A 14,728-nucleotide genomic window follows, 5' to 3' on the forward strand; every position below is an offset into this window, starting at 1 on the left:
AGATCTTTTTTTAATCGCTTTTCTTATAGTAAGAATTGTATCTGAAGGAATATCAACACTTGGGCTTAATTATTTAACAAAAAAATTGAAGCGTTTTAACATATTTTAAAAAACTTCAACAGAATTTACTTCTTATTTATCTGACCACTTTGCTATCTTTTCAATAAATCCCCATACATCTCCATTAAAGGGTTTTACATAATCTGTATCGTCAGGATTACTACCCATTTTTTCAAAAATAGACATCAACCAGGCAGGTCCATGACCAGCAACACCAAAGTTTTTAAGCCAAGATTCGAGTTCACCATTGGGTATAATAAAAATACCATAACTAGCTAATTGATCAAATAGATTTTGACATGCGGCCTTTTCATCTTCTTCTAACAGTTGAATACCGCCATCCCTCTTCATATTCCTTCCGGTATTTTGAAAGTATTGCTTTACGTCATTACGAAGAATATTTAAAGGTTCAATAAGGGTAGATGGAACGTGTGCTGATCTGAGCAAGTTTGCCCAAACTTGTCCACCTTCTTTTACAACATCAATGTCTACTATAGCAGCAGTTCTTATTCCGAGATTACGCAATGGACCTAGAATACGATATATAGTCTGCTTATTTTGTGCATTTAGGAATAAGCAACTATTTAGTCCCTTATTACCAAAAGAAATCAATCTCTCATTGATTTCTTGGTAGAATGCTCGGTCAGCATCTGATTCAGTAATTATTACCGTGTCGTGAAAAAGAGAACTTAGAACTCCAGTTGATCTTAATAAAGGATCCTTCATTAGACTGGTCAAATCAGAGGAAGGCAGTAATTTAGCCGATGATACACCGTCTTGATATGTTAATCTAATAATGTTTACTTCTTTTCCTGATTGAATGCATCCCATAATAAAATCTGAGCTATGTGTGGCAGCAACAAGTGTAGCGTTCCTTTCAGGAGCGAGTTGTGCCAATCTTAAACCTAATTTCCTAGCTAATGGTGGATGAAGAAAAGCTTCAGGTTCATCTATTAGGATAATTTTCGAATCCCCACTAAACACAGATGTAACAATTCCTGTAAAAGCTTTTATACCATCACTTAAATCTTTAATATCCATCGCTTCATTGTGAAATTTTCTTGCTCTAAAGTCTAGAGCTTGTTCTTCACTTTTATCGACTGGGGGGTTATCCGATAATTTGATTCGCAGAGTCAACATACTTGTTGGATCAATAACAAAATATTTACCAAAAGCATCAGCTATGATTTCTCTAATCTTTAATCTTGATTCATCGTTAATGAATAAAGCCATTAATATATTGGACGGAGAGGCACCTAAATCACCGCCTTCTTGAGGAGAAGTTAAATTAAACCTTGTGCTCCCATCTAATCTTAATAAAAACATTCCATGATAATGCTGAAGCAAGTATTGATAGTGACTTTTGTCTCCACTTAATGCGTTTTCAATTAAATGTTTATTTATATGAAGTGGCTCTATTTTTCCATCAACTGTTCTTTTCATTAGGTATACATAACCCGGATTTGAAACATAACGTGAGTCATTCATTTTAAAATACTCATAGTAATTATTTAACTCTTCTGGAGTAGGCATTTTAAGATCAATATTTTCAAGTAATTTAAAATCTTGACTTATATTATTAAAATAACTTTCAATCTCTCTTAAAATAAGACTTTTACCGGAATTGTTGGGACCAACAAAAATAGTGATTTTGTCCCCTTCAATAGGTAATGTTAATTGGCTAGTAGATTGACCATGCTTTACATAAATAGTTTCTATCAACTTTTTGATCCTCCAAAAAAAGTAAATTTATATTACATACAGCATTATAAAGTGAAATTAGAGTTTTGAGAAGATTTCTTAATTTTTTATTTTTAAAATGGGAAAATTGTTATTGCCTTAATAAAAGTATATTCAACAATAAGGACCCTTTTATAAAAAGACGAGACTTGAAGGAAGACTAATTTTAATTTGGTGGAAACAAGAAACTGATGAGGCTAAAAAATTGTTAGAAGAAATAAAAAAAAGGTAATTTTAGTAACTTTAAATGGAATGTTGAAATAAAAATAATATAACATTTTAGTTGAGTGAATGAAGGTTTAACACCTAAAAGTGAGAATATTATACAAGTTCGCTTTACTTTAAAGATTAATTTTTATAGTGTAAAAAGAGCATTCATCGTTAATGCTTTTTTACATTTATAAGTGAAAAAGAGATATGAATAACGAAAGTTAATATACATATACATATTCATATTCATGATGAGTACATACCTGCAGGTGAAACAGGTGAAAATCAAATAAAAAAAAAGGGAAGATCAAAGAAAACAAATAACTCTGTGGTTGCATGAGTTAATAAATTCTTTAATAGAAAGCGAAGTAGATTTTGTAATAAATGATTTAAAACATATTTTTGTAGCCAATGATTATGCTAAGGAACTTTATGATTTTCAAAAGGAGAAAGGTTTGAAACAAGGGTATACAAAAAATGAAATAAGCGAAGGTCATCCTATGGTCCATAGGGAACGAAGTCTAAGCATCGAGGGGATAGAGGTGAGAATTTTGACTCGGTTCACATTTAAACTTTTCGTAAAATACTAATTTTACGAATAATATGACATAGGAATAAATGTTTGGTATAATGAAGTCATAAATATTAGGGAGTGTTTGTAAATGAAACCAGATATGTTTCAAACCATCCAGGATTTCCTAATAGCAAAAATTGATCCAACATTTATCATTATCTTTGGATCCTATGCGAAAGACTCTGTACATAAAGAAAGCGATATTGATATTGCTTTCCATTCACAAAAGAAATTTACTACATATGAAATTTTTGAATTCTCACAAGAACTGGCATCCTTACTCAAAGTAGATGTCGATTTAGTGGATATAAATGCAGCATCAACTGTTTTTAAGGCTCAGATTTACACAACTGGTCAGTTAATTTATTGTGTTGATGATAACGTTTTTAAGAACTTACAAATGACTGCTCTAAGCATGTACGCTAAGCTAAATGAAGAACGTAAAAACATACTAAAGAAAATTGATGAAAGCGGGTCAATTTATGAAAAATGACGTTATTCTAAACAAGATTAGTGTAATTGAACGCTGTATAAATAGGATTCATCAGGTTTATGAAAATGATCCTGAAAACCTTAAGGACTTTACCAAGCAAGACTCCATGATCCTTAATGTACAACGAGCGTGTGAAGCCTCAATCGACTTGGCCATGCATATAATTGCAGATAAACGTCTAGGACTTCCGCAATCAAGTAGAGATGCGTTTGATATGCTACAAGAGCATGCAATTATTGAGGAAAATCTAGCTAAGCGATTAAAAGCAATGGTTGGGTTTAGAAATATAGCTGTTCATGATTATCAGTCCATAAACATTGAGATCTTAGAAAAACACCTTGGTGATTTTAAAGAGTTTACAAGACAAATACTTCAATACTAACGATCAGGAGGTTTTAATATGAACTATAAAATTAGAGTGTTTCAAGTAAATACTAATATTGAGGCCTTTACTATTGATACAATTTTTAAAGGTGAAGAAGTTGCTGAACAGGCAATCGCAGATCTAGAAACTCTCTATCCTAACCAATACGAATATGTCAAAGTGCCTGTTTCAACAGTAAGTAAAGCATAATTTAATTATGTAAACAATATTTCGTAAAAATTGAATTATACGCAAACTTAAACTATAAAAAATGAAAGGGTTTTGACTTTGGCTAATACAAGACAACATCATGTACATGAACAAAAATTAGAACAACTGGTCAAGCTTATGCCCTTCTATGTTGCAGAATATGTCGATGATAAGCTCAGTAACCGATCCCCCTCCACCCTTTTAAACTATGTATTAGACTATAAATTGTTCTTTGAGTGGCTTATGGCTGAAGGCATTTCAAATAGTAAAGATATTAAAGATATATCACTAACTGATTTGGAAAATCTTAAGTTAGAGGATGCTCGTTCCTTCATCAAATTTTTAGAGCGCAGAAACATTCCCGTAAATAAACATGAAACAAAAAAAGCTGAAAAGGTTTCAATCAACCGGAAGATTTCAGCCCTCCGCTCCCTCTTCAAGTATTTGACTACGCAAACGGAAAATGAAGAAGGTGAACCTTATTTTTACCGCAACGTTATGTTAAAAATCGAAGTGAATAAGGTTAAAGAAACCCTTGGGTCACGAGCAGCAAGAATTTCAACTCAAATTTTCCACAACGATGATGATACTATCTTCCTCGATTATGTAAAGAATTTGTATGAGAAGGATTTAACTCCTCGTCGGTTAGCATATTTCCAGAGAGACAAAGAGCGAGATCTTGCTATACTGTCCCTTTTTCTCGGTAGCGGTATCCGAGTAAATGAGTTATCTAATTTAAGGATTCGTGATTTGGATTTTGATGATAATCGGATACATGTCCTCAGAAAAGGGGGGAAAAAGGATATTGTAGCCGTTGCCCCTCCCTCAATGAATGATCTAAAAACATACTTACTCGTTCGAACCGCCCGTTATAACGCGAATAATGATGGATACGACTACGTTTTTCTCACTAAAATTCATGGACAGGCTTCTCCCCTTTCAAATCGTGCTATTGAAGCACTAGTTAAGAAATATACAAAAGCGTTTACCACAAATAAAGCTATGTCTCCACATAAATTGAGGCATACATATGGTACTCATTTGATGGCCCAAGAGGGTGATATCCATTTACTAATGACCCAACTCGGCCATAGCTCTACTACAACTGCGGCTCTATATAGCAATCCAGAGCATGAAAAGGCAAAAAAAGCTGCGGAGCTTTTGGGCCAAAGAAGGAACCTAAGGTAGTTATCGCTTTTAGGTGATTATATATTTTTCAAAAAGGCGATGAAGGCAACAATTTGTTTGCCTTCATCGTTTTTTACGAATGTCCCCTTCTCTACTTAAATCATTTAGCAGAACAAGGAATAATAATCCTTCTTTACATCACTTAAGTTGATTTTTTTCTTAGATTTCTGTATTTAAAGCTATTCATTTTTGAACTCTTATAGGCTAGCCTTTCTCTACTTTGATTTATTTGTCAGAAAGCTTCTTCTTTTTTAACCTCTTCACAAACTCCTTCATGTTTGTTTTATATAATGACTTCATAAAAGAATGCTTAAACTCACCGATATATAATAAGGGGAATAGTTATGAAAACATGCAATATGAAAGACTGTGTTAACGAAGCGACTTCAAGTAATCTTTGCTACATGGCACTATAAACGCTGGGCAAGACATAGAGGCCTAACAATATTAAAAATTATAAAATACGATTAGTGTCAGACTGAAGGTTGCGATAAACTACATTTGTGCAAAGGGTTAAGTGAGAGACATTACCGCAGAATGAAAAAATAGAGCATAACTGAAGAAAACAAGGCGCTTTTCAAAGGTTTATTGTTTCTACCACATAAATTTGGCTTCTTTATTCTTTTACTGAAACAAAACCCGAATAATGGCCCTTATTTTATATCTATAGTACATTGACATAACTGTTTCGGTCGTTCAAGGGATGTTTACTTATTTAATGTCCTAGGCTAACCATCTTACCTTACTAGACAAGATGGTTTTTAATGAATCTGGCCAGAGCTTTTTTATTTCAGTTCTATATATTTGCATTAAATCTTAATTTAAATGAGGGTTTTTGTTAAATAGTTAAAAATTTTTCAAACAAGCAATAGAGGTGGAAAATGAATAAATATGACCGTAATTCTGACTGGAAAATTCACATTCCTGAAAAAAATATGTATATAATGAAAGATCACTCTTGGGCTTTTATTGCTTGGGAACTTGAAAGAATAAAAGGTTCTATTCGTCCTGATGCGGTACTTCTTCATTTAGATTATCACCTTGACGACGTAGCTGATGGTCTATTTGTTGATGGTATTATGACAGCTAAATCAGAGGATGATTTATTCAAGTTAATTCGTACAAGAGAAGAGTTAAATAGCGGAAATATGACAACTTCAAAAATATGTATCGATAACTTCATATGGCCATCATTTGCAAGAGGTACGGTTGGTTCAATGTTTACTGTGGCTCCCCAGCAACAACAAGATCTTGCGACATGGATGTTAAGTGATGATGACGGTTCATACCAACGTGAAGATATCGAAAATAATAAACAGGAAATATTAGGTTTTATATCCGAACAAAAATTCAAATCTGTTTACCGATCGTATAATATTGAGCAATTTAAGGAAAGTCATTTAGACACCTTTATAAAATGTTCTGAAGATAAGAGTAAAATATTAGACATTGATTTAGATTATTTTAACAAATCTCAGAATCTATTTGCACCTGATTTAATGCCAGAAAAAGAAATTCGATCAATATTGCATGACGTTATGAAAATGTGCAAATGGGATTTAGTTACAGTTGCTCTTTCACCTATTTATTGTGGTGGAGATGAAAAGGCGGAGTATCTTTTGAAAATATTTGCAGATGTCACAGAACTTGAAAGGATTTAGTATTTGTCACAGTTATCTTTTGATGACTTTTTTATAGAAAAAAAGAAAGAACCCTTACATAATATCTCCCCTCCTTCCTCTCCACTAGAAGTTGCTATAGTAGCTCTTGTGGAATCAGGTATACCTAGCGTAAGAAGGTTTAAGAATAAATAACGAGCGGTATTCAATTAGTAAGCCCAAGACTTACTATGATGTTTGTTCCTATTTAGATAAACTAGTTAAACAAGAAAATTGATGTTTGTTGAGGATAAGGATAAAAATGATCGAATATATAAAGTTAAATAAAAATAACAGGGGTCTATGATATGAAAGAAATTTTTAATACTATTGCTTTATTTTTATCATTAGCAGGACTAATATATTTTGCAATCGGAGGAAATGATTATATAACAATTCTAATTGCGACCACAATCATCTTAATAAGATTATTTATAATGAATTGGAAATGGAATCGGTCTACTCTTATTTTTGGTTTAATTATTGCAGTGGTTTTTCTGTATGGATTATTTTCTTTTTTTTACGATCATCCATGGATTAAAAAATTCATACTTGAAAATCATTGGTATGATTACATAATAATTTCGGGGTTTCTGATTGCAGCTATTGATACCTTACTTTCAACTGCTAATATTTACCTCGATGCCGGAATAACCAAAGCTAAGGGAGGGAGCGTTAGTAAGAGATCATTATTCTCTTTCTTTTTCACTTCTGTTTTAATTATTTTAATAATAGTTTTACTTAGTACAGTTACCATTGCAAAATCTGTACAATTAATAGATGTTAAATATAACTCTAAATTAACTAGTACTGAGGTTAGTAGTATAATATCTGCTATTCAAAAGGATGAAAATATGTCTATTATGAATAGGCATCATCTTGAACAAAAATTAAAATCTATTAATAAGACGAGTGATATTGACCTCTTCATACTCTGTGTTTCATTAATTTTGCCCGGAATGATATTGGTAAACTGGACTAATAAGTTTCATAAGAAATATATAAAGAAATGGTTCTGCAAGTATCGCTTGCTTTACTTGTATATCTTTAAAAATAAAAATAATATATAGGAATAAGTATTCGTAAAATTTTTTAATGAATATCGACAATAATCGACATAATTGATAGAGCTAAAACTACCTTAAAGGAAGGTTGGTTATAGTGGCAGCATCCAGAGAAATTAGAATATTTGAGCAACGATTAGAAAACCATTTTCAACAAATGCCCGAGTTTGTACTGGAGTACATCCATGCAAAAAAGCGTTCTAAATAATCCTCTTCTACCCTCCTCGCCTATGTTCATAAAATTTTTTAAGTTTCTGACATGGCTGAAACAGGAAGGTATTTCTAGAGTAACTGAGATCAGGCATACCCCAATGAATGTTCTTGAGAAGCTTAGTAAAAAAAACGCTGAATTTTATAAGGAATATCTCCAGAAAGAAATCATTAATACTGATGAAATTAAGAGAAAGCTGCTGAATGGCAGATACAGTGGCCAGAAATTTAAACTCGATTAAGTCTTTATATCATTACCTTACAACTGAAACGGAAGACGAAGAAACCGGTGAATGCTATTTTTACCGCAATGTATTTAAAAAGATCAAATTAGATAAAAAAGAAGAGACAGATTCAAGGAGAGCAAGTAAAATTCATTCTCTAACGCTTAATGAAGGCGAAATTACCGATTTTGTAGAGTTTCTTAAAACTGAGTATTAGCATATCGTTACCAAACTAAAGACATCAGGGGGTTTATCCATGATAATGAGCGGAATATTGCGACCATTAATCTCATGTTGGGTAGCGGTATCCGAGTAAGTGAGCTGCTGGAATAACTCTAGGGATATTAATTTTCAAAAGAATGAATTGGATGTAATCCGTAAAGGGGATAAGCGGATACTGTAAACGTCCTCCCTACTTTGTCCATACGAGCTATTCAAAATATGGTAAAGAAATATACTGAGGCTTATTTTTCTAGAGATTCATTTACAGCCGGTAAAGCATTAACTCCACCTAAACTTAGTCATAGCTTTGCAAATGACTGGATTAAGGATGGTGGAAAACTTATCTTATTACGTGATCAGCTTGGCCATAATTCCATTGAAACGACACAACAATATACTAACTTATCTTTAAAAGAACGAGAAAAAGTAATGAGTTGAGGAATCTAGACAAAACACAGATAGATAATAGTGAACTAGGAGGAGAATCATGGTAGCCATAGTCGGAGATATTGTTAAATATAAAGGGCAAAAAGCCCGTGTTATAGCAGCATATACCTATACAATAGTGGCTGATTTTAAAAATGCAAAAGAACGAATTTAAACCTAAGAAAAAGGCCTTTTATGTGGCCTTTTCTATTGTTTGAATTATCGTCCATATAGATGTTGTTATAAAATAAATTTCACTGTTCTGATCATGGTCAGTCCCAATCAGCTTCATTAGAATAGGTACTTTTACTGTTTTCTTATCCTTATAATCAATCATAAGGAGGGCTTCTGTTCTGTCAGATATAAAGCTCGAATTAACCCGATAGCCAATTCTTTGAATAGAATCGTTCCGTGAAATCCTGGCCATCATTTCTTTCATTACTTGTAGTTTATCTTCTTCCTTGTTCTTATAAAGATCTTTCGAAAACTGTTCAAATTCAAAGCTCTCACTAAATAAAGTGGGATCTTTCATTTGAATAGAAGCGAACAAAAAATTCATGAGAGCAGCAGGGTCCTTATACCGTTGCACCATTTTCTTATCAATGTCCGTCTCATGCTCAAAGTCTTTTGTATAAAGCCAATTCTCAAGTTCTTTTTCTTTTTGTTGATGAGTCTTAATATCATGCTTAATATCATTAACTGCAGCGTGTACATTGACCACCTCTTCACACTTCCTATACTCAAAATATAAGAACGCGGATATTACCATGAAAATTAACAATAAGCTTACTGCAATTTTTCTGATCATAGTCTCTCCTCATCGACAATTAAAATGGAATGACTAATACGGGATTTATTGCATTTGATTTACTGAAATTCCATGCTGGCTTATGTATCTCAAAATGCAAGTGTGGACCTGTAGTATGACCTGTATTCCCCATAATTCCAATTTGAGTTCCCTTCTTAACCTTTTGATTGACTGAAACAAAACGAGTGCTCATATGGGCATATAAGCTCTGATACTGTGTATTGTTTATATTGTGTTGAATTATTACGCAGTTTCCATAGGATGAAGACAAGTAGGAACGTACTACTTTGCCATCAGCTACTGCCACTATAGGTACATTAGAACGTCCACCTAAACCTATATCTACACCAGCATGAAGCTTACCCCATCGTCCTCCAAATCCTGAAGTTACTGTTCCTGTTGCCGGCCGCATGAAACTGCCTTTTGTTGCTAAAGGTATATCACTACCAGGATTGGCAACATACGTAGCCCCATCTTTAAAAATTTGAGAATACTTTAAGATTTTGTTTATATACCAATCCTCATGGTTATAATGCCATATTGCTTTTCTAGGATTCTTTTTATAACCATTTTTAGAAAGATAATTTGCTGCTGAAAAAATGCTGTCCTCCAAATTCCAAGGATCTGCTTTTCCATCCCCATTTCCGTCAACCCCATAGCCATTGCCCTTTTTGATAACTTTTAAGCTAGTAATGTCTAAACTCTTTGAAACCAATCCTCCACCGACATCATATGACCATCCAACCCATGTTGCAGGCATGAACTGAAAATGTCCCTCTGCCCCAACAGGAGAAACCATCATATGGTCGGTAGAGAAGGTTGTTTCTACATAATGTTCAGCAGCCAGGGTATACCAGTCCACCCCAAACCTTTTCTCAGCTGCTCGATAAATAGGCATATATTGAGGAGGTACTCCGGCACCAGGAATGACGGTTCCATCAAAGCCATAGTTACCCATGCTAAATCCTGCTCCCCCGCTACCGTTATCCAGCCAATCAGCAAATCCAAGTGGTAACTTAGTAGAAAATTGATACATGAACTCTACCATTTTCTTATCAGCCTCTTCAGCTCCTATGCTGGTTAAGAAGGTGTCCAACTTGGTGAAATCAATATCAAAGGTCTCGGACTCTTTACTATATTTTTTGGTACGAGTTGATGTGGTAACCATGCTCGTTGGTGTATTGCTATCTTTTTCTGAAGGAGTTTCTTTAGTATTTGTTTCTTTGGTACTTTTTTTCCAAGTACTTACTTTACCTTTATATGTAATAGTTTGTTCTCCATTCCATGCGGTTACGTCTGTTAATTTAGAAACTTTGTGTTTCTTCTTAGATGAAGTCGTAATACATTGATTGTATTCACAAGTTTTAACTTTAGTTTCAGTCCATTCCTCAAACGTTTGGTAATTGAATTCTGGCTTTAGTGCTTCAACCATTTTATCTACGGTTTTTTTATAATCATCGCCCTTTCCATTCATCATTTCAAACTGAATCGTAGCAGCTATAATGGCTGGAGGTACTTTATAAGCCATTTGCAACGGATCATTCAAATCTACCGAACCGTCTACCTTTTTTTGAATATATTCATAGACTTCCTTACTTAACTTATGTGGCTGAATGTTTTCATCGCCGGTTGTTTCGCTGTAGGCACTTACCCCCATGATAACTAGAGCCAAAACCAGGATGATCCCGATTATAACCAAGAAAGGTACACCCAAACCGCCCAAGATACTAACAAGTAATTTTCCTGTCAGCTGTACCAGTTTCAAAGCTACTTGTTTAATTACTTTTGCAGCTACTTTACCAGCCTTTTTTAATATTTTCCGTCCAACCTTACTTGCAGCTTTTTTAGCTTGTTGTTCAGCTACCGAACGGACGACGGACTTTTCCTGTTTAGGGGGGTGAGAAGCGGGTAGTGCCATATCACACTACCCCTTCTTTAATTCTCTTCATTTCAAGTTCTCGACGGCGCTTAAACCTTGCATTCATTGGCTGGGAGAACAATTCATTGGGGTTAACATTTACTTTGTGCTGAATTTGTTCAATCTCTCCATAACCGTTCACCCGGTATGGAGCTCTTTCGTTTATATCTGCAGGAATTATTCTGTTGTTATCATTGACGTTATAATTTTGATAGATTACTTCACCTTTTGTAAGTGAAGGGTCTCCATCGCCAAACCGAGATACGCGATAATCCTTTCCGGATTGATCCTGCATGACAACGTAACTTCTGTCTCTTTCAACAACAAGGCGAACCATTTGAGAGACTGAATGTTCCTTAATGTCTGAAACCGTAAACGATTCATTTGAAACCGCCTGGTTAAATGGATGATATACAGGATTCAGTTGAGGATTATTTTCTCGGCTTCGTCTATTTACTAAAAGTTCATTAGGATTAATTGTTACAGGTCTGCTTGCAGCTATCCTACTACCCCCTGCATCTTTCAAATAGGGGGATGGTTTTCCGTTTTGCAATACCGGCATCAGGGAATCATTTTTAATCATATAATCCTGATAGACGACTTGCCCTTTTTTTAGAGAAGAATCCCCGGAGCCATAGCGGCTTGCTCTAAATGTGACTCCATCTGATCCCTTGGCCATTAAATATGACTTGTCCTGTTCAACAACTAATTGAACAGATCCAGGCATAGATTGCATGTTGCCGTCTGGCCCCTGTTCAGTCGGTACATTCCGTTGGATATCTGTTAATTCCATCATGGAATCTTTAACTGCATTGTTATAAGGATTGTAGCTTCCCGCCATTTGAGTGCCTGCTTGATACCCTTTAAGTCCACCTAGAACTCCTGTTGCGAATGAAACACCATTTCGGAACAACATTTGCTTACCAGTTACATCTTGTGCAACATGGGTGCCAGCTACTTTTATCCCTTCTGATACGCCTTGTATTAATCCATTAGAGGCTCCTTGAAGATATTGTAAGGATCCTGACACAAGGCTTGCATCGGTTTCCATGTTTATAGATTGAGCGGTACCAACGCCACTTGCTACTCCTTGTGCTACAGATGTTGCTAAGACACCAATTTTAGTATCTGCTAAGAATTCACCTGCTTGTGCTAGTCCGGAACCTCTCATTCCCCCAATTAATGCCCCCTTTGAAGCACTACTCATTTGTGATAGGAGGACTTTCCCGCGACTTTTTTCTGGTAGTTGTGTCATAGCTTTTTGATGAAAAGCTTGATATTGTTCTCCTTCTCTTTCCGCCCATTGTGATTCAGCTTTAGAAATACTGAGATTTGGATTGGCAGCTTGTAACTGATTCATAAATTGGCCTTTTTGATTCGCAGCCCATTCATCTGTCATATTTTGAGCCAACTTAGCAGCAAGCTGTTCTTTTGAAATAAATCCCTTGGATAGTGGGGTTGTTGACTTTGAGGATTCAATGGCTTTTGCAGCTTCTGTTCTAAATCCATCCATCTTTTCGAGCTTTGCTTTATTAAATGCTCTTTCTCTCTGTGACTCTGTTAGTTGAGGATTAGTTCTCTTAATTTCATCCATAAAACGAGACTTGTTTGTTCTTTCCCATTGATTAATTTGATCTTTTGCATATTGATCTGCAAAGTCATCGACATTTAACGAATCACCAATATTTGAAGCGGATTTCATAGCTTGCTTAAGGTGTGACTGACCAACTTCTTGTTTCCTTTGGTTCCAGGCTTGATCAATTTCTTGAGTAGATAATCCGGGATGTTGTTTTTTTAGATTTTCTTTGAATGCATCCTCATTTTTATCGACCCAATCTTTAGTTCGAAAAGAAGCTGCTTTCTCGGCAATATCCTGAATAGATTCAACCCTTTGAAGAGCTAAGCCGGATTTACCTTCTTTTTTAAACTGACTCTTTTTATCAGCTAACGATCTAGCCCAGGCCCCATTAATTTCATCTTCAGTAGCATTTGGCATTCGGGTACGAAGCTTATCTTTCATGGCAGTTTCATTTTCAGCTGCCCATTGATCGGTTTTAATCCCAGCGATACTATCTAATTCATCTGCACTTAGTTCTCCTGCTTTATTAAAACCGTCGATGGCGCCTTTAGTTGATTTCACCAAACCATTTATAACACTTTTTCCTGCCTTCGTTGCTACAAGTCCTACTGTAAAAGAAGCTCTACCAGTTAGCCCTCCTGCTGCTGCGCCAACTTCAGATCCTATAACGGAGTTAATGGCCACTTGTTTTGCACCCAGTCCTGCACCAGTAGCCATTCCAGCAAATCCACCAGCTAATCTTCCTGCCTTTTTAAAACCATCACCCCATTTGAGCATACGTGATGCTCTACTGGTGGTTCCTGCTAAGGTATCTAAATTTGATGAAGGATTTACATCTTTGTCTATCCCTATGGATGAGGTAGCCGTGTTACGAAGAGCTTCTACAGGATTTTTATCGTTAAGTGCCCCTTTAACTGTTCCATACATAGCGGCTAAGCTCGCCATTCCTAATCCAGTTGACCATTTTGATAAATTATCTGTCATACCGGTAGCCATGTAAAATAATGAGCGGATACTTTCCGAGATTGGAATAAAGCAACAGTACACAATCATTACTACCATTGCGTTATTTGCTCCTCCAGAAACTTTAAGGATCGCAAATACTACTAGAGCATGAACAGATTGTATGAAGATTGTAGTTACTAATTCTCGCAGCCAGCCAATCGTAATCCCTTTAAACGGTTGAAACATCCAAAATACGACCATTAGAGGTCCAAGCATAATTAAAATGAAGAGTGTAACTGTACGCATTAAATAATAAAAGTTAGCCCAAAAAGTTAGTCCAAGTAAAACAAGAGCAATAAACAGAGTCCCTATCATGCCTGTTTCATCTTCTTTTACCATGTCAGCAATGCTTTTGAACCCTCCGATCGCACTTTTTGAATCGCTCGTTGCAAATTTAAAGAACTTTACAATTACATCATTAAATTTGAACAATATATCGAGTAGATCAGGTAAGTTCATTAAGAAGAATGTAACAATTAAGCAATCCTTTACAAATTCTATTAAGATCCCTCGATTGGTAGGATTAATGCCGGCACTGGAAATCCTGGCACCGTTGTAAATAATTGCAACGATCAGGAAGAATGTAGCAATTAATAACATGATGTCCATGCCATCCATTACACTCTTAAACATATCCTTAGAGAAAATTCCATACACTTTATCCTTAGTGTCAAAGATTAATGTGTTTAATGAGTCTAAGTCCTTGAATGGTTCGATGAAGTCTTTCCAAAGTGAGTAAAGTAATGGGGAGATGATTTTAAATAAACTAAACATT

At 35.1% G+C, this 14,728-nt stretch carries 12 protein-coding genes; 8 read left to right on the forward strand and 4 right to left on the reverse strand.

Annotated features, from left to right (window positions below; all coding sequences use genetic code 11):
• Positions 1-132: 132 nt before the first annotated feature.
• Complete coding sequence (locus LCY76_RS23285) at positions 133-1,782, reverse strand: ATP-dependent nuclease (protein ID WP_248254879.1); 1,650 nt, start codon at positions 1,780-1,782, stop codon at positions 133-135.
• Between the two features lie 890 nt (positions 1,783-2,672).
• Between LCY76_RS23285 and mntA the strand changes: the two genes are divergently transcribed.
• The 8 genes from mntA (at position 2,673) to LCY76_RS23325 (ending at position 8,655) form a co-directional block, all read left to right on the forward strand.
• Positions 2,673-3,077 carry a type VII toxin-antitoxin system MntA family adenylyltransferase antitoxin gene (mntA, locus tag LCY76_RS23290; RefSeq protein WP_248254880.1) on the forward strand — a complete coding sequence of 135 codons (405 nt, stop codon included), beginning with the start codon at positions 2,673-2,675 and terminating at the stop codon, positions 3,075-3,077.
• Positions 3,067-3,459 carry a type VII toxin-antitoxin system HepT family RNase toxin gene (gene hepT, locus LCY76_RS23295; protein WP_248254881.1) on the forward strand — a complete coding sequence of 131 codons (393 nt, stop codon included), beginning with the start codon at positions 3,067-3,069 and terminating at the stop codon, positions 3,457-3,459. The genes mntA and hepT overlap by 11 nt, the downstream gene beginning before the upstream one ends.
• A gap of 18 nt (positions 3,460-3,477) precedes the next feature.
• On the forward strand, positions 3,478-3,651 hold the full coding sequence (locus LCY76_RS23300; protein ID WP_248254882.1) for a hypothetical protein: 174 nt from the start codon (positions 3,478-3,480) through the stop codon (positions 3,649-3,651).
• 72 nt (positions 3,652-3,723) lie between these two features.
• The gene (gene xerS, locus LCY76_RS23305; protein ID WP_419715002.1) at positions 3,724-4,839 is read left to right on the forward strand and encodes a tyrosine recombinase XerS; all 1,116 of its coding nucleotides are present in this window, start codon (positions 3,724-3,726) and stop codon (positions 4,837-4,839) included.
• A gap of 881 nt (positions 4,840-5,720) precedes the next feature.
• Complete coding sequence (locus LCY76_RS23310; protein ID WP_248254883.1) at positions 5,721-6,500, forward strand: peptide arginase family protein; 780 nt, start codon at positions 5,721-5,723, stop codon at positions 6,498-6,500.
• 305 nt (positions 6,501-6,805) lie between these two features.
• Positions 6,806-7,567 (forward strand): hypothetical protein, encoded by a 762-nt coding sequence (locus LCY76_RS23315; RefSeq protein ID WP_248254884.1) that lies wholly within the window; start codon positions 6,806-6,808, stop codon positions 7,565-7,567.
• A 408-nt stretch (positions 7,568-7,975) separates the two neighbouring features.
• Positions 7,976-8,212 carry a site-specific integrase gene (locus tag LCY76_RS23320; RefSeq protein WP_248254885.1) on the forward strand — a complete coding sequence of 79 codons (237 nt, stop codon included), beginning with the start codon at positions 7,976-7,978 and terminating at the stop codon, positions 8,210-8,212.
• 224 nt (positions 8,213-8,436) lie between these two features.
• Entirely contained in the window at positions 8,437-8,655 is a 219-nt protein-coding gene (locus tag LCY76_RS23325) for a tyrosine-type recombinase/integrase (RefSeq protein ID WP_248254886.1), read from the forward strand.
• A 181-nt stretch (positions 8,656-8,836) separates the two neighbouring features.
• Here the strand turns inward: LCY76_RS23325 and LCY76_RS23330 are convergent, their stop codons facing one another.
• Genes LCY76_RS23330 through LCY76_RS23340 form a run of 3 tightly spaced genes read right to left on the reverse strand, consistent with a single transcriptional unit; the run spans position 8,837 to position 14,727 of the window.
• Complete coding sequence (locus LCY76_RS23330) at positions 8,837-9,451, reverse strand: hypothetical protein (RefSeq protein ID WP_248254887.1); 615 nt, start codon at positions 9,449-9,451, stop codon at positions 8,837-8,839.
• 19 nt (positions 9,452-9,470) lie between these two features.
• Positions 9,471-11,369, reverse strand: coding sequence for a peptidoglycan DD-metalloendopeptidase family protein (locus LCY76_RS23335; protein ID WP_248254888.1), 1,899 nt, complete (start codon positions 11,367-11,369; stop codon positions 9,471-9,473).
• A gap of 1 nt (position 11,370) precedes the next feature.
• Positions 11,371-14,727 carry a hypothetical protein gene (locus LCY76_RS23340; RefSeq protein ID WP_248254889.1) on the reverse strand — a complete coding sequence of 1,119 codons (3,357 nt, stop codon included), beginning with the start codon at positions 14,725-14,727 and terminating at the stop codon, positions 11,371-11,373.
• Between the last annotated feature and the right edge of the window lies 1 nt (position 14,728).

The sequence above is a fragment of the Fictibacillus marinisediminis genome, assembly GCF_023149135.1.
Lineage (GTDB): Bacteria > Bacillota > Bacilli > Bacillales > Fictibacillaceae > Fictibacillus_C > Fictibacillus_C marinisediminis.